This window comes from Ferdinandcohnia salidurans (assembly GCF_042680725.1).
Lineage (GTDB): Bacteria > Bacillota > Bacilli > Bacillales > Bacillaceae_L > Ferdinandcohnia > Ferdinandcohnia salidurans.
Genome location: NZ_JBHUEK010000025.1, coordinates 507,816 through 523,066, shown reverse-complemented (window position 1 = coordinate 523,066; position 15,251 = coordinate 507,816). Strand labels below are relative to the sequence as shown.

Annotated in this window: 16 protein-coding genes; all 16 read left to right on the top strand. The window is 40.8% G+C overall.

All coding sequences use genetic code 11. The features are described 5' to 3' along the window. Nucleotides 1-104 precede the first annotated feature (104 nt). The 16 genes from spoIIR (at nt 105) to atpB (ending at nt 15,250) form a co-directional block, all read left to right on the top strand. Nucleotides 105-788, top strand: a complete 684-nt coding sequence (gene spoIIR, locus ACFSFW_RS16915; RefSeq protein WP_304213844.1) for a stage II sporulation protein R — start codon at nt 105-107, stop codon at nt 786-788. A 77-nt stretch (nt 789-865) separates the two neighbouring features. Further along, nucleotides 866-1,312, top strand: a complete 447-nt coding sequence (locus ACFSFW_RS16910) for a GNAT family N-acetyltransferase (protein WP_388040000.1) — start codon at nt 866-868, stop codon at nt 1,310-1,312. Nucleotides 1,313-1,663: 351 nt separating this feature from the next. Then, nucleotides 1,664-2,707 carry an L-threonylcarbamoyladenylate synthase gene (locus ACFSFW_RS16905; protein WP_388039998.1) on the top strand — a complete coding sequence of 348 codons (1,044 nt, stop codon included), beginning with the start codon at nt 1,664-1,666 and terminating at the stop codon, nt 2,705-2,707. Nucleotides 2,708-2,943: 236 nt separating this feature from the next. Beyond that, entirely contained in the window at nt 2,944-3,510 is a 567-nt protein-coding gene (locus ACFSFW_RS16900) for a manganese efflux pump MntP (RefSeq protein WP_304213849.1), read from the top strand. A gap of 197 nt (nt 3,511-3,707) precedes the next feature. Then, a complete protein-coding gene (locus tag ACFSFW_RS16895) occupies nt 3,708-4,139 on the top strand; it encodes a low molecular weight protein arginine phosphatase (protein ID WP_388039996.1) in 432 nt (143 codons plus the stop codon). A gap of 27 nt (nt 4,140-4,166) precedes the next feature. After that, on the top strand, nt 4,167-5,453 hold the full coding sequence (locus ACFSFW_RS16890; protein ID WP_388039994.1) for a methyl-accepting chemotaxis protein: 1,287 nt from the start codon (nt 4,167-4,169) through the stop codon (nt 5,451-5,453). Nucleotides 5,454-5,576: 123 nt separating this feature from the next. Next, nucleotides 5,577-6,029 carry a ribose 5-phosphate isomerase B gene (rpiB, locus tag ACFSFW_RS16885; RefSeq protein WP_099354592.1) on the top strand — a complete coding sequence of 151 codons (453 nt, stop codon included), beginning with the start codon at nt 5,577-5,579 and terminating at the stop codon, nt 6,027-6,029. Nucleotides 6,030-6,119: 90 nt separating this feature from the next. Next, on the top strand, nt 6,120-6,692 hold the full coding sequence (locus ACFSFW_RS16880) for a TIGR01440 family protein (protein WP_388039992.1): 573 nt from the start codon (nt 6,120-6,122) through the stop codon (nt 6,690-6,692). Nucleotides 6,693-6,831: 139 nt separating this feature from the next. Continuing rightward, nucleotides 6,832-7,353: a sigma-70 family RNA polymerase sigma factor gene (locus tag ACFSFW_RS16875; RefSeq protein ID WP_388039990.1), complete on the top strand. Its 522-nt coding sequence runs from the start codon at nt 6,832-6,834 to the stop codon at nt 7,351-7,353. A 56-nt stretch (nt 7,354-7,409) separates the two neighbouring features. Further along, a complete protein-coding gene (locus ACFSFW_RS16870; RefSeq protein ID WP_388039988.1) occupies nt 7,410-8,423 on the top strand; it encodes an anti-sigma factor in 1,014 nt (337 codons plus the stop codon). 298 nt (nt 8,424-8,721) lie between these two features. Next, the gene (gene glyA / locus ACFSFW_RS16865) at nt 8,722-9,963 is read left to right on the top strand and encodes a serine hydroxymethyltransferase (RefSeq protein WP_388039986.1); all 1,242 of its coding nucleotides are present in this window, start codon (nt 8,722-8,724) and stop codon (nt 9,961-9,963) included. A 460-nt stretch (nt 9,964-10,423) separates the two neighbouring features. Further along, on the top strand, nt 10,424-11,053 hold the full coding sequence (upp, locus tag ACFSFW_RS16860; protein ID WP_099354585.1) for a uracil phosphoribosyltransferase: 630 nt from the start codon (nt 10,424-10,426) through the stop codon (nt 11,051-11,053). Between the two features lie 94 nt (nt 11,054-11,147). Continuing rightward, nucleotides 11,148-13,379: a S8 family serine peptidase gene (locus ACFSFW_RS16855; protein WP_388040344.1), complete on the top strand. Its 2,232-nt coding sequence runs from the start codon at nt 11,148-11,150 to the stop codon at nt 13,377-13,379. Nucleotides 13,380-13,861: 482 nt separating this feature from the next. Beyond that, nucleotides 13,862-14,083, top strand: coding sequence for an AtpZ/AtpI family protein (locus ACFSFW_RS16850; RefSeq protein WP_304213865.1), 222 nt, complete (start codon nt 13,862-13,864; stop codon nt 14,081-14,083). A 6-nt stretch (nt 14,084-14,089) separates the two neighbouring features. Then, nucleotides 14,090-14,458, top strand: coding sequence for an ATP synthase subunit I (locus tag ACFSFW_RS16845; protein ID WP_099360904.1), 369 nt, complete (start codon nt 14,090-14,092; stop codon nt 14,456-14,458). A gap of 57 nt (nt 14,459-14,515) precedes the next feature. Then, on the top strand, nt 14,516-15,250 hold the full coding sequence (gene atpB, locus ACFSFW_RS16840; protein WP_099360905.1) for a F0F1 ATP synthase subunit A: 735 nt from the start codon (nt 14,516-14,518) through the stop codon (nt 15,248-15,250). Nucleotide 15,251 lies beyond the last annotated feature (1 nt).

Genomic DNA, 15,251 nt, shown 5'->3' with positions numbered 1-15,251 from the left:
CGAATCATCTCACTGAAAAAATAGTTTAATAGATTTTTTAAATTTGGTAGTTTAGGATTCTATTTTTTTGGCGAGAATGGTTTGTGAAGGGATGGTGCTAGAGAGTGAGTAAACAAATTGCGATTATATCATTTATATTTTTAATGTTAATTGGGGCGAATAGCCATTTATTGATAAAAGAAACAAGTGCGGAAGCGTATCAGGTGATTCCAGATGAGGCGATTCGGCTTCGCATCTTAGCAAACAGTGATTCTGAAGAGGATCAAGCATTAAAGCGCAAGGTACGCGATGCGGTGAATGCAGAGATTACGGTATGGGTAGCGGAGTTAACATCAATTGAAGCAGCAAGAGAGTTGATTCAAGAGAGACTACCAGAAATCGAGAAAATCGTTGCTAGAGTATTAGAAGAAGAAAAGAGCAATCAAAGTTATTCAGTCGATTACGGACGCAATGTTCAATTTCCAACAAAGCTTTACGGTCAATTCTTATACCCAGCGGGTGAGTATGAAGCAATTCTGATTTCAATTGGTGAGGCTGAAGGAGCAAACTGGTGGTGTGTGTTATTCCCGCCATTATGTTTCTTAGACTTCTCAACTGGTGATGCAATTGAAGCATCGGATGAAGAGGGAACAGATGTAGCGATGGATCAAGATGAGCAAGAAGTTGAGAAGGAAGACAAGCAAGACAAAAAAGACAAGAAAGAAAATGCAGAGAATCAGGAAAGTGAAGGCGAAGAAGTAGAGGTTAAATTCTTCTTAGTAGAATTTTTCACATCACTTTTTAGCTAAAAGTCTAGCATTTGGTTCTATTTGTTTTGAAGCCCTCATAGAGTAGTTACTAGATAACGAAAGATGGGGTGGAGACGATGAAACAAATTAGAACGGCTACTGAACAGGATATTGAAAAAGTAAGAGAATTTTTAGGACAAGCCGAAGTAAGTGCGGATGGTATTGAATCGATAATTGACCATTTTATATTACTGGAGGACGCTGAGCAAAAAATCCTCGCGACCTTAGGAATTGAGAGAATTGAAAAGGATGGCTTACTTCGATCGCTCGTAATATCGCCCGGTGTGGACCAAACAAATTTATTAACTCTGTTTAAGAGTGCAACTTCACTAGCAAAGCATAAGGAAATACGCCGTTTGTATTTAGCGACAAATAAGCAAGCATCTATTCAATTTTTCTCCATGCTTGGTTTTGGGCAAGTTGAAACAAATGAGCTTCCTGAACATATCAAAGTGTCCAATCATATCTCACAACTGCTTGAAAAAGCCGATCCGATGTTTATGGTTTCGCAAATTGAAAAATAAAAATAGTTTTCAAACCCTTGTTTGTGAATAGAATGTTCGCAGGTGGGGGTTTTATTTATGTTTATACACCTGATTTGTGGATATTGTGGATAAGTTTTGTTGTTAAAAAGGTAAAAAATATGATAGTCTATGGAACGTGATGAAAAATATGGGCTGTGGATACATTTTTTCCTGTAGGTGTGATTTATGGAAAAGTTGGGTATATCCACAAAATTATCCACATTTTCGGTTAAATTATCCACAAAATGTGGATAACACTTGTTTTCTGCCCATTATATACCTATACTTTTTTATACTATAATAATAAATAAACTACATAACTAAAGGAATTTTATATAGGAGTTGCGTTACATGGAAACAAAACAATGGGTTGTGGATAAACATGAACAAAATTTAGAATCTTATCCACAAATAAAAGAGGCTGCAGAGCTTTTACAGGCAAATGAAGTGGTTGCATTCCCTACTGAAACGGTCTATGGCCTTGGAGCGAATGCTTTATCTGACGAGGCGGTTGCAAAAATTTACGCAGCAAAGGGGCGCCCGAGTGATAATCCACTGATTGTCCACATCTCCACAATTGAGCAGCTTCATAAAATCGCGCAGGATATTTCGGAGCAGGCGGAGCGTTTGATTGAACAATTTTGGCCGGGTCCGTTAACACTCGTTTTAAAAAAGAAGGAAAATGCTGTTGCAAGTAAAGTAACAGCAGGTCTAGCAACGGTAGCAGTTCGGATGCCGAGCCATCCAGTTGCATTGGCATTAATAGCGGCAACAGGGCTTCCGCTTGCTGCGCCAAGTGCCAATCTTTCGGGAAAGCCAAGCCCGACACTTGCAAAGCATGTAGCGGATGATTTGACTGGGAAAATCGCTGGCGTCCTTGATGGCGGAGCAACAGGTGTTGGACTTGAGTCGACGGTTCTGGACTGTTCAGGAGAGGTGCCTATCATTTTACGTCCAGGCGGTGTGACGAAAGAGCAGCTTGAGGAAGTGTGTGGTGTGGTCGAGATTGACCAGGCGATTTTAAAAGAAGATGAAGCGCCAAAATCACCAGGAATGAAATATAAACACTATGCCCCAACGGCGCCACTTACCATCGTGAATGGTTCGATGGAATTTATTCAATCCCTTGTAAATGAAAAGCAAGCTGAGGGTTTGAGGGTTGGCGTTCTGACAACAACGGAACGTGAAAAGAATTACAGAGCAGATAAGATTATTGCTTGTGGATCGCGCGAGGATTTAGAAACGGTGGCTAATAGGCTTTATGATGTCCTTCGTCTCTTTGATGAAAGTAATGTCGATGTTATTTTTAGTGAGAGTTTTCCAAGTGAAGGCATTGGGCAAGCCATCATGAACCGGTTGACCAAAGCAGCTGGCCATAAATTGATAACTGAATAAATTGGGAAAATCCTTGACTAAAATATGTGGTTCAAAAAGGTGACGAATCAGAAGCAAGAAGGTCAAGGAAGGAGAGACTTGAGGACCGGAGCGTATGCACTTAATACGTGAGGACCGGAGAGGCCGAGTGACGCAGAGATTCGCAGTCTTATCATTTGTCAACTTTTTGAACATCCTTCTTCTATTTCGTTTTGTACATGCATATGTTGAAATAGGCACGTCCAAGGAGGTAGAAGATGGATATTACAGCATTTCTCGGGGAAATTATAACCTTATTTATTATGGCATTTGCTTTAGGAATGGACGCATTTTCCGTAGGACTTGGAATGGGACTAATCCGGTTGAGACTTAAGCAAATCTTAACAATCGGGATAACCATCGGTTTGTTTCATATGTGGATGCCTTTGGCTGGAATGATGATTGGCCATTTTTTATCAGATACATTTGGGGCAATTGCAACCTACGTAGGTGCAGGATTGCTCTTATTCTTAGGCTTGCAAATGATTATTTCTTCCTTCAAGGACGATGACGGTGACAAACGGATGATTACACCTGTTGGCTTTGGTTTGTTTATTTTTGCCTTAAGTGTGAGCCTCGATAGTTTTTCTGTTGGGCTTTCATTAGGGATCTATGGCGCGAAGACGATTATGGTTATTCTGATGTTTGGTGTAGTTAGCATGGTGCTGTCATGGGTTGGTCTTTTGCTAGGTCGAAAGGTTCAACATTGGCTCGGTACATATAGTGAGGTACTAGGTGGTTGTATCCTCCTAGTCTTCGGAGTGAAATTACTATTTCCATTATAAGTGGGACGAGGGACCTGTCCCTGTGACCCAGGGGAGCTGTGCCTTGTGAAAGAGTATGAGTGGAAAAACTCGTGCTCTTTTTTTCATATATTGACTATGTGTTTTGGGTTCATCTCATTTATAATAGGACTATATCGAATTTTGTCTTTTTATGCAGGTCGTTAGTAGCGTAAAGACAGGTAGAAAAGGGTGATGAAATGATTCGTGTTTTATTTGTTTGTACTGGAAATACATGTCGAAGTCCGATGGCTGAGGCGATTTTACGAAAAAAGTGCGGTGAAGAAGTCGAAGTGAAATCAGCGGGGATATTTGCTGGTGATGGTAGTCCTGCTTCGGCAAATACGGCGCAAGTCTTGAAGGAAAATGGAATGGAGTGTCAGCACTCTTCATCTTTTTTAACAAAAGAGCATATTGATTGGGCCACTTATGTGTTAACGATGACCAACCATCATAAGCAAGCAATCCTTCAAAGCTTTCCAGAAGCTAAGGGCAAGGTACATACCTTAAAGGAATTTACAAATGGTAGTGGAGATGTTTCTGATCCTTTTGGAGGACCGGTAGAGATTTATAGAGAAACCTATGCAGAGCTTGAACCATTGATTGATGAAGTACTTTCAAAACTTAAATAGCATAGCAAGATTCAGGGGGAGAATCGGTTGAAAAAGAGGCGCTATAAATTTGGTATAAAGTTAAAATTAGTCTTTCTTACGACTATTTTAGCGATTGTGACTTACTCAACATCTGCGTTATTCATTTATTTTGTGTATCCGTTCGTAGATGAGTTGATCAATCAACAAATTTTTATCATTGGTACGTTGGTATTAGGGATTGTTTGGTCTGGGATTCTTGCTTATTTTGCGGCTTCCTTTATTACGAAGCCACTCCAAAGGCTTGAGCAGGTAGCGATTCATGCGGCAAATGGTGATATTCGTGAGGATGTTCCCGTTTCGAAATCAGATGATGAGATTCGAAGCTTGAGTCTTGCTTTTAACAAAATGCTTCACAATCTCCGTGAAATGGTTCAAAACATTGAAGGAAACTTTGAAAATACGAATGAAAAAGTAATTGAAATTACGAAAGCATCTAGTCTTGCCTCTGAACAGGCGGAAAATATTAATCGGACGATTTCTGAGATTTCTAAAGGCGCGGACAGCTCTGCCGTATCGATTCAAGAAACAGCTGAATCTGTCGAGGATGTGATTCAAATTGCTGAAGAGGTCCAAGAAAATGCGAAAACTTCACAAAACTTGTCTGTTGAAATGGTCGATACATTGAATGATAGCAAAGAGGTTGTTCATTCGTTAATTTCAGGCATTAATAAGCTTGTCGATAACAATCAAGTTTCACTTCAAGCTGTAAATCGTCTTGAGACGAATGCGAGAGAAGTAGAACATATTATTTCTCTTGTTGGTGATATTGCCCGCCAAACGAACTTACTTGCATTGAATGCCTCAATTGAAGCGGCCCGTGCCGGTGAGCATGGAAAAGGCTTTGCGGTTGTTGCTGAAGAAGTAAGAAAGCTTGCGGATGAAAGCTCTAAGGCCGTTCAAGGGATTACGGAGCTTATCCAAAATATCCAGCAAGAGGTTCGAAATGTGGTCGTTCAAATTTCAGAACAGGTTGCGGTTGCAAATGAGGAAGCGAAAAAGGGAACCATCACAAATGATTCGATTGCTGAGATGACAACGTCTGTTCATGAGGTGGCAGATGCAGTAAAACAAATTGTTACCTTGGTTGAAAAACAAATGGATCGCATCCAAGCGACATCCTTGCAGTCTCAAGAGGTAGCGGCGATTGCGGAACAAACTTCAGCTGGTGCACAGGAAGTAAGTGCTGCAACGCAACATCAGACAAGTGTGATTTGTGAAGTGGATGCGTTGGCACAGGAACTTGCTACACAAGCAGGCCAGTTAAAGCAGACAATTCAACGGTTTACAATGTAAATTTTTAAATGATGGAACTCCTATTTTGGTTCGGGAGTTCTTTTTTAGGTATAATAAGAGGAAAAGGAATGTCTTTTGGCGAAATATCCAGCCAAGTCTCAATTCATTATAGGGGGATTTACAATGAAAGTTGCAATTGCTTCAGACCATGGCGGTTTAGTATTACGTGAAGAAATTAAAAAAGTATTGGACGAACTTGAAATTGAGTATGATGATTTCGGGTGTGAGTGTTCAACATCTGTTGATTATCCGGATTATGCTCTACCTGTAGCGAAAAAGGTAGCGAACGGGGAATATGACCGCGGTATTTTAATTTGCGGAACGGGTATTGGAATGAGTATTGCTGCGAATAAGGTACAAGGGATCCGTTGTGCACTTTGTCATGATGTATTTAGTGCAAAGGCTACTCGCGAGCATAACAACAGCAATATTTTAGCGATGGGTGAACGTGTCATTGGCCCTGGGCTAGCAGTTGAAATTGCAAAAACATGGCTGACTACAGAATTCTTAGGTGGACGTCATGAAAACAGAATCAATAAAATCACCGAATATGAAAACAACCCATCTGGGGAATAACATTTGAAATGACAGCGCCTGAGGACTTGATGTATCAGGCGTATATTTAATTGTGGGACGAGGGACCTGTCCCAAAGGAGGGAATGAGAGATGGTTGCGGATCTTGAATTGTGGAGAGGGCAGCTTCAGACGCTTCTTTCGGAGTTTGCGGAAAGAGCTTCGTTGAAAAAAGGAGAGCTTCTTGTTGTCGGCTGCAGTACGAGTGAGGTCATTGGTGAACGAATCGGAACAGCTGGATCAGAAGAAGTGGCGGAAATGATTTTTAGTGAATTGGCAAAGCTTCGTGAAAATGTCGGTGTTGAGCTCGCGTTTCAGTGTTGTGAGCATTTAAACCGTGCATTAGTTGTGGAGCGGGAAACAGCCGTACATAAAAATTACGAGCAAGTAACGGTTGTTCCAGTTCGAACAGCGGGCGGTGCGATGGCCACATATGCTTATGGGCATTTTAACGAACCTGTTGTTGTTGAATTTATTAAAGCCGAAGCAGGCATTGATATCGGTGATACCTTTATTGGCATGCATTTAAAACATGTGGCAGTTCCAATTCGAAGTTCAGTTAAAGAACTAGGTGGAGCACATGTCACAATGGCCAAGGCAAGACCAAAACTCATTGGTGGCGAACGAGCGGTTTATCCGGATAAAAAGGAAAATAAGAAGTGTTAATGACCACAGGGACCACGGGGACGGTTCCTGTGGTTCTTTTCATTTTAGTAAAATATTTATAAATACATGTGTAACTATTTGGGGGTTTGATCGTTTTGTAAGTGAGGTATGATGGAGAAAGCGAGAAAGGGGGCCGCAGATGAGGAAAGAACGAAATGAAAAATTAGATGATATCTACCGCCGTTATGCGGAACCCCTTTTTTATTATCTGTTACGAATGTCAGGATCCTCTACTTTAGCTGAGGAGCTGGTTCAGGAAACATTTTTACGGGCAACGGTATCCTTGTCCTTTTACAAATATGAGGATGTCAAACCATGGCTTTTTAAGGTTGCTCGTAACACATACCTCGATGAATGGCGAAAGCGACAGCGGTGGAAATGGGTCCCATTTTACGATAAAGGGGATATGAAGAGTCCATACGGGATCCCCGAGGAAGAAGTCGTAACGAGAGAGAACATCGAGGAGTTAGCGGATTTACTCGAACTGCTCCCGGAAAACTACCGTACGATAATTTATTTCCGGGAAATTGCAGAATTCTCATATGAAGAAATTCAGGAAGCGATGGAATTGACTGAATCACAGGTAAAAGTGACACTTCATCGCGCACGAAAAAGGCTTCAGACAGTAGCGGGGAGAGGCAATATAGATAGACCGTTTTGAGTTAAAGTGTTGAACCAGGAGAACCGTCCCTATGGTTCTCAAAAGGAGTGATGAAGATGACAGAGTGGACGAAGGATAAGGAAAAGCGGGTTTTGTGGAAGTATCGATTTACGCTGACGATGAGAATCATACGGGTTGTGCTAATTCTCTTATTTTTGTATGGCATCTATATGGTGTTACTTTCGATTGGTTACGGTTTAACAAAGCTTGATGATAAGAATTCATTTCATTTGAATCTAGCAATTGAATGGACTCAACCGGGCATCCATGGTGAGTACGGTAGGCCGATCAATGCCGAAATTACTCCCTTTTTAAGTCAAAGAATGACTATTCCTATTTCACAAACAATAGGAAAGGAAGAACAGGTCGTTGGTGAATGGAATGTAACGAAGCGCTTGCTCAATATTTTTTCAACAAAAGAGACGACTTATTTTCAAAGCTCAGATAATAAGCAGTTCGGATTTATTTTGCCTGAGGACCCACGTACAGGAAAGAAATTGGCTGGTGTAACGAATATGGCAGATCAACAAGAGTGGCAGAAGCTCGAGATGGTTCACGAGGGCACAGTGGCAAATCTAGCATTTTCAACGTCTCAATTTTATAATCCTAAAGAGTTGTTAATGAAGCTAGAAAAATATGATGTGGACGTTTATTGGATGCCTTTATATGCGGGTGAATTGAAAGCCTTCGAGCCGTCTTGGGGACAGACAGGTGGTGGAGAGCATTTGTCAGTTGATACACTCGGCTTATCAAGGGCCGTCGATATGGATGAAGATTATAATGGCTGGGCCGAATGGATTTTATCAAGTAAAGCCATTGAAGAAAATCAGAAGGTAATGCTCAAGAACATGAAGAATCTTATCGATGATGAGAGCAAAACCTATCGTCAAAATGTGCTCGGCCTCTGGTACCTAGATGAACGCTACGAATATTTAAAAGAAAACGAGTTTTTAGTATATGGCGCGGTTGTTACGGGCCAGGTGAAGGAACTCTTAAAATTAAAAGAAGAGCAAGACTTTAGAAATATTCAGGTTGGCGAATTTGAATACTGGAACTGGACGACTGAGTGAAGGTAGAAAGAGACAGGGGGAGCCTTGTCTCTATTTCATATTAATTCTGAATAAGTGAACGATACTTTACAAATAATAGGAAAACGTTCGTGTTTTAGAAAAAACATTAAATTTTTTTAATTACCAGAAAAGGTAATGTTAATCGCATATTAGCAGCCCTCAACCCTGTTTTAAAGCGATTTCAGCGAAAAATGAATCTAAAACTTAATCTTCCTACTGCCGAATAAAAGTGTTACAATGGAAAAGTATTTTTCAAATTAGCGGAATAATTCATAATAGATTAAAAGGAGGATTCCAAATGAAACATTTATCGGAGCAAGATCAACAAGTATTTCAGGCAATACAAGATGAACTAAAACGACAACGTACTAAAATTGAGCTGATTGCATCTGAAAACTTTGTAAGTGAAGCAGTCATGGAGGCCCAAGGTTCCGTATTAACAAACAAATATGCAGAAGGCTATCCTGGCCGTCGCTACTATGGTGGCTGTGAGCATGTGGATGTAGCAGAGAACATTGCTAGAGACCGTGCGAAGGAAATCTTTGGCGCAGAGCATGTAAACGTGCAGCCACACTCTGGGGCTCAAGCAAATATGGCTGTATACTTTACAATCCTAGAGCAGGGTGACACTGTACTTGGGATGAATCTTTCCCATGGTGGACATTTAACACATGGTAGTCCGGTAAACTTCAGTGGAATTCAATACAATTTCGTGGAGTACGGAGTAGATCCTGAAACACATCAAATCAATTACGACGATGTACGTACTAAAGCAGTAGAAAATAAGCCAAAGCTTATCGTTGCAGGTGCGAGTGCATATCCACGTGCAATTGACTTTAAAAAGTTTAGAGAAATCGCGGACGAAGTGGGCGCATACTTAATGGTAGATATGGCTCACATCGCAGGTCTTGTGGCAACAGGTCTTCACGAGAACCCTGTTCCATATGCTGATTTTGTAACAACTACTACTCACAAGACATTACGTGGTCCACGTGGTGGTATGATTCTTTGTAAAGAAGAATTCGCGAAGAAAATCGATAAGTCCATCTTCCCTGGGATCCAAGGTGGGCCATTAATGCACGTTATTGCTGCTAAAGCAGTTGCATTCGGAGAAGCATTAACAGATGAATTCAAACAGTATTCAAAAAATATCGTTGACAATGCGGCGAGACTAGCGGCTTCTTTACAAAAAGAAGGCTTAGACCTCGTATCTGGCGGAACTGACAATCACTTACTACTACTTGATGTTCGTTCATTAGGTTTAACTGGTAAAGTGGCTGAAAAGGTTCTTGATGATGTCGGCATTACAGTTAACAAAAATACGATTCCATTCGATCCGGAAAGTCCATTTGTAACAAGTGGTATCCGTATCGGAACAGCTGCTGTTACAAGCAGAGGCTTTGGTTTAGAGGATATGGATGAAATTGCATCGATCATTGCATTTGCATTGAAAAATTCAGAAGACGAAGCAAAGTTAGCTGAAGCAAGCGCGCGTGTAGAAGCATTAACTAGCAAGTTTGTCCTTTATAAAGGGTATTAAAATAGTTGAAGGCAGGACTCCCGTTTGTTTGGGCGTCCTGCCTTTTTTGGTTGAGGCACAATTATTTGGAGATAGGACACAATTCTCGGAGGTTAGGGCACAAATAGTCGAAGTGAGGGAACAATTCTTCAGGGTTAGGTCACAATCCCGTGGACTTAGGTCGCAATTGTATACTGTGATTTTCCACTCCGCCTGCTTATGTCCGATATCTTAAAAGTTGTGTCCGATATAGCAAAAATTCGTAGTACATATCTCCAATTCCACTCAAACCACCCCAAAACAAAAGCACTTGGATCAAGATCGAAGTGCATCCATTCTGTGTATTTTTAAATTTCGTCTTGAACATGTTTTATTTTTTCTGTAGAATTTATTGAAGTGTGAAAAATATAGTTCGTGGTGTTAATTTTTCTGCTGATGGTCATTCTAAGAACAGCGATATTCAAAAAAGGAGAGATGAACGATGGGGAAAGTGTACGTTTTTGATCACCCACTAATTCAACATAAGCTTACATACATACGTGATAAGAACACGGGTACAAAGGAATTTCGTGAATTGGTAGACGAAGTCGCAAGCTTAATGGCATTTGAAATTACGCGTGATATGCCGCTTGAGGAAGTTGAAGTTGAAACTCCTGTGCGCAAAGCGAAATCAATGGTTTTATCTGGGAAAAAGATTGGGATTGTGCCAATTCTTCGTGCTGGTTTAGGTATGGTGGATGGAATTCTACGTTTAATCCCAGCAGCAAAAGTAGGGCATATCGGACTTTATCGTGACCCTGAAACATTGCAGCCAGTTGAGTATTATTTTAAAATGCCTTCTGACATTGAAGAGCGTGAATTCATCGTGGTTGACCCAATGCTTGCAACAGGAGGATCAGCAGTTGAAGCAATTAACGCATTAAAGAAGCGCGGTGCTACTAATATAAAATTCATGTGCTTAATTGCAGCGCCTGAGGGTGTAGAAGCAATTAAAGAAGCTCATCCTGATATCGATATTTTCATCGCAGCACTTGATGAGCAATTAAATGACCATGGCTACATTGTTCCAGGCCTTGGAGATGCCGGAGACCGTCTATTCGGTACGAAATAATCGAGAAAAGTGGAGGCGCTACAACTAGACAACATCCACATATTTGACCACCTTTTGAGAAAAGCTATCTCAAAGAGGTGGTTTTTTTGTGAGAATGTTACTGGCAATCTGCATGTGTTTGACCCTCCTATTTTCATCAGTACCAGCCCATGCCCACCGTTTTCCGGATAGGCCTCCATTGCCTGAGTTGGATATGGATGAAATGGTGCATGAAATTATCATCACAGATGATAACCAATTCGAGTTAGTAGTAGAAAAAATAAAAAGAAACTATTCCTCCATTAACATTAACCACATTTACAAACATGTATTCCCAGGCTTTTCTGTGACGGGAAAGAGAAGTGAGATACAGAAATTAAAGGCCGAAGCAGGCATTCAACACAGTTCCCCTGTTGCTACATACCAGGTGTCTGTTGAGGAGAGTGTTCCTTTTATTGGCGGCAAAGAGATTCGCAGTCATTTCGATAAAACCGATCATCGTTTAACTGGTAAAGGTGTAAAAGTCGGAGTGATCGATACAGGTGTTGATTACACGCACCCGGACCTAAGAATGAATTACAAGGGTGGTTACGACCTTGTTGACGGTGATGATGACCCGATGGAAACGAAAGGAATTACTGGTCGCAATACCTCGCACGGAACTCATGTTGCAGGAATAATTGCGGCAAATGGCAAAATTAAAGGGGTCGCGCCTGAGGCAGATATTATTGGCTACCGCGCACTTGGACCTGGCGGAATGGGAACGTCTGAGCAGGTCATTGCGGCTATTGATAAAGCAATTGAAGATAAAGTGGATGTCATCAACCTGTCTCTCGGAAACACCATCAATGGACCAGACTGGCCGACCAGCCTCGCTTTAGATAAAGCAACGGAAGAGGGGATAGTCGCTGTCACTTCTAGCGGGAATTCGGGGCCGATGGTTTGGACGGTTGGGTCTCCAGGAACTTCTTCAAAGGCAATTTCTGTAGGTGCATCCACACCGCCAATGACTTTACCATTTCTAACAGTTGGATTTGCTGATCGAAAAATTCAGCTTCAGCCTCTTCAAGGGTCAATACCCTGGAAACTACAAAAGAAATATCAAATTGCAAAAGCCGGAATCGGGACAGAAACTGAATTTCCAAAAGTGAAAAATAAAATTGTATTAATGGAACGAGGAGAAATTACTTTTACCCAAAAAGCAGTTCGGGCGTATGAAGCTGGTGCGATTGCTGTCCTCATCTACAATAATACAGATGGGAATTTCTCAGGAACCCTTGATAAGGAACTTCCAATACCGGTTGCTTCCCTTTCAAAAGCAGACGGAGAATGGCTTAAAAAACAAATCAAAACGAAAAACAATGTTGTAAGTACCTCTTATCAACAAATAAAGGACACGATTGCTGAATTTAGTTCACGTGGACCGGTTACACATACTTGGGCAATTAAGCCTGACGTCGTTGCGCCAGGTGTTGCTATAGACAGTACTATTCCAAATGGCTATCAGGAAATGCAAGGTACAAGTATGGCTGCTCCACATGTAGCGGGGGCTAGTGCTATCTTGAAACAGGCACATCCTGATTGGACACCAGAACAAATAAAAGCAGCCCTGATGAATACGGCACGACTTTTAGATAACGAAGAGGGGAACTTATACAAGCCATATGAACAAGGGGCAGGTCGAATTCAACTCCATGAAGCGATTCACTCGGAAACCTTAATCTATCCAGGTTCATTTTCCGCCGGAATGCTTCACCACCAGGATAGGCGAACGAAAAAAAGAATAAGAGTGACGGTAGATAACCAATCTAATGAAGAAAAGAGATACTCCTTTGAAATCCCGGATAATACGAAAGGCGTCCAATGGGATCTGCCATTGCCTTTTTCGGTAAAGCCAAAACAGAAAAAGGTAATCACAATTGGATTGGATATTACACCTAGTATAATTGGCTCCGGGTTACATCACGGGAATCTCTATTTAAAAGAAGAAAAGAACCGTTACCATATTCCATATATGTACGTGATTGAAGAACCTGATTATCCTCGAATTATGGGTTTTCAATTTGGAAAAGACGACAAGGAGGATATATTTCGGTATGAATTATACTTACCGGGTGGAGCGGAAGAGTATGGAATTGTTCTCTATGATCCAGATACTTTGAGGTTCGTCACATTTTTAGACTGGGACCGAAATGTTGCGAGAGGATTAGTAGAGAGAAAGGTAAATCGAAAAGAACGAAATTTAAGAGGGATATTCAAGGCTGTCATTTATGTAAAAAAAGCAGGCAAAGAGGATATACTTGAGACAGAGATCTCGTTTGAGGATACTATGATAGGCAGCCATTAAAATAGATTCAGCACTTTTGCTGAATCTATTTTAAAGCCTCCGGCGGATGCCACGATTTTTCAAAGGATATTTTTCGAGCATAAGATCAAAGACTACGTGCGCCACATCCTGTGGCAACGTCTTTGTGACCCAAATCGTGTGGGCCTAAAAAAATCGGGGGCAGATAAGCTAGGGCTTATTTGATTTAGTGGCTGCCTATTTATGAACAATTTGTGAACGATGTTTGAATTTTTGGATTTACACTACCATAATAGGACTTAAAAAATCGCTGTTAAATCGCTTTTTGTAAGCAAAAAAGGAACCCCCAAAAACGCTTGTGAGAAGCTGAACTTTTTCCCTGCAAACAATTGACATTAATGGGTGCCTATTGTATGCTTACAAAGGGTATTAATGAGAAGGTTTACATCGTTTAAACTCTTGAAAAATTAAGTATTTTCTGACATGTAAAAAACCTACCTCGGACGCTGAAGTGAGGAATGCTGATGCGTAAAAATGACAAGCACCCTTTACGAGCCTATGCGCTCATGTCTGGTATTCTATCTCAATTAGTAGGATCAATTCTAGTAGGCATTTTCCTCGGTAGATGGATTGATCGAATACTTGACACCGAACCACTTTTTTTAATTCTTGGCCTTCTATTAGGACTAGCAGCAGGAGTATATGCAACACTTCGACTAGTCAATCATTTTTTCTCAGGAGATTAACTTGATATGCAGGATTTAACCACAGCATTTACGAGGTATCGTAAATACATATTCTACTTACTTGCAATCTATGTACTAGGTTGGGGATTTACTGCATACAAAGCCGTCTTCTTAGGGCTAATACTAGGGACAGTAGGAAGCTTGTATTTCCTCTTTTCGTTAGCACGGAAAAATAAGCAATTTACAAAAGCTTATGAAGAGGGACGTGCGGTACGTTCGCTTGGAACGATGTCTCGTATGGCAATTGCTGGTTTGGCAGTATTGGTCGTAATGGAGTATCCACAAGAGTTTCATTTAGGCAGTATGATTATTGGATTAATGACAGCTTATTTTGTCATTATGATAGATTTCTTTTTTCAAAAACTTCATAAATAGACTAAAGCGCGAGGCAAAGCTTTGCGCTAGACAATATGGGAAGAGAGGTGAATACTGTTGGGTCACGAAGCTCCTACGTTTGAATTGTTTGGACTTTGGTTTAGTAAATCTAACATGCTAATGATCACAATTGCGAGTGTGATTGTATTCATTATTGCGGTTCTTGGAACTCGTACCCTTGCAATGAAGCCAACCGGTGCTCAGAACTTTATGGAATGGGTTATGGACTTTGTTCGAGGAATTATTAAAAGTTCGATGGACTGGCAAACTGGCGGACGCTTCCAAATATTAGGGATTACTTTACTCATGTATATCCTTGTATCAAACTTTCTAGGGTTACCATTTGCGGTCATTTTTGGCCATGAGTTATGGTGGAAGTCTCCAACTGCAGATCCAACGATTACATTAACATTAGCTGTTATGGTTGTTGGTCTATCGCATTACTATGGAATAAAGATGAAAGGTGCTAGAGAATACGGTAAGGATTTCTTTAAACCTATGTCATTTATGTTCCCACTAAAAATTATCGAAGAATTCGCAAACACATTAACTCTCGGACTGCGTCTATTTGGTAACATCTATGCCGGTGAAATCCTACTTGGATTAATTGCAGGTATGGCAGTAAGTGGTTATGGCGAAAGTATCTTTGGTGGTATCTTAGGTACAATCGGAGCCTTTATTCCGATGATTGCATGGCAAGGATTCAGTATCTTTGTTGGTGCCATTCAGGCATACATCTTTACAATGTTAACTATGGTTTATATTTCTCACAAAGTGAGTACAGATCACTAGA

What these genes read in the sequence shown, in the direction of transcription:
- ACFSFW_RS16905 (WP_388039998.1), top strand. Translation starts at nt 1,664, where the DNA reads ATGGAAACAAAACAATGGGTTGTGGATAAACATGAACAAAATTTAGAA.
- rpiB (WP_099354592.1), top strand. Translation starts at nt 5,577, where the DNA reads ATGAAAGTTGCAATTGCTTCAGACCATGGCGGTTTAGTATTACGTGAA.
- ACFSFW_RS16845 (WP_099360904.1), top strand. Translation starts at nt 14,090, where the DNA reads ATGCAGGATTTAACCACAGCATTTACGAGGTATCGTAAATACATATTC.
- ACFSFW_RS16875 (WP_388039990.1), top strand. Translation starts at nt 6,832, where the DNA reads ATGAGGAAAGAACGAAATGAAAAATTAGATGATATCTACCGCCGTTAT.
- ACFSFW_RS16880 (WP_388039992.1), top strand. Translation starts at nt 6,120, where the DNA reads ATGGTTGCGGATCTTGAATTGTGGAGAGGGCAGCTTCAGACGCTTCTT.
- ACFSFW_RS16910 (WP_388040000.1), top strand. Translation starts at nt 866, where the DNA reads ATGAAACAAATTAGAACGGCTACTGAACAGGATATTGAAAAAGTAAGA.
- ACFSFW_RS16855 (WP_388040344.1), top strand. Translation starts at nt 11,148, where the DNA reads ATGTTACTGGCAATCTGCATGTGTTTGACCCTCCTATTTTCATCAGTA.
- ACFSFW_RS16900 (WP_304213849.1), top strand. Translation starts at nt 2,944, where the DNA reads ATGGATATTACAGCATTTCTCGGGGAAATTATAACCTTATTTATTATG.
- glyA (WP_388039986.1), top strand. Translation starts at nt 8,722, where the DNA reads ATGAAACATTTATCGGAGCAAGATCAACAAGTATTTCAGGCAATACAA.
- ACFSFW_RS16850 (WP_304213865.1), top strand. Translation starts at nt 13,862, where the DNA reads ATGCGTAAAAATGACAAGCACCCTTTACGAGCCTATGCGCTCATGTCT.
- upp (WP_099354585.1), top strand. Translation starts at nt 10,424, where the DNA reads ATGGGGAAAGTGTACGTTTTTGATCACCCACTAATTCAACATAAGCTT.
- ACFSFW_RS16870 (WP_388039988.1), top strand. Translation starts at nt 7,410, where the DNA reads ATGACAGAGTGGACGAAGGATAAGGAAAAGCGGGTTTTGTGGAAGTAT.
- ACFSFW_RS16895 (WP_388039996.1), top strand. Translation starts at nt 3,708, where the DNA reads ATGATTCGTGTTTTATTTGTTTGTACTGGAAATACATGTCGAAGTCCG.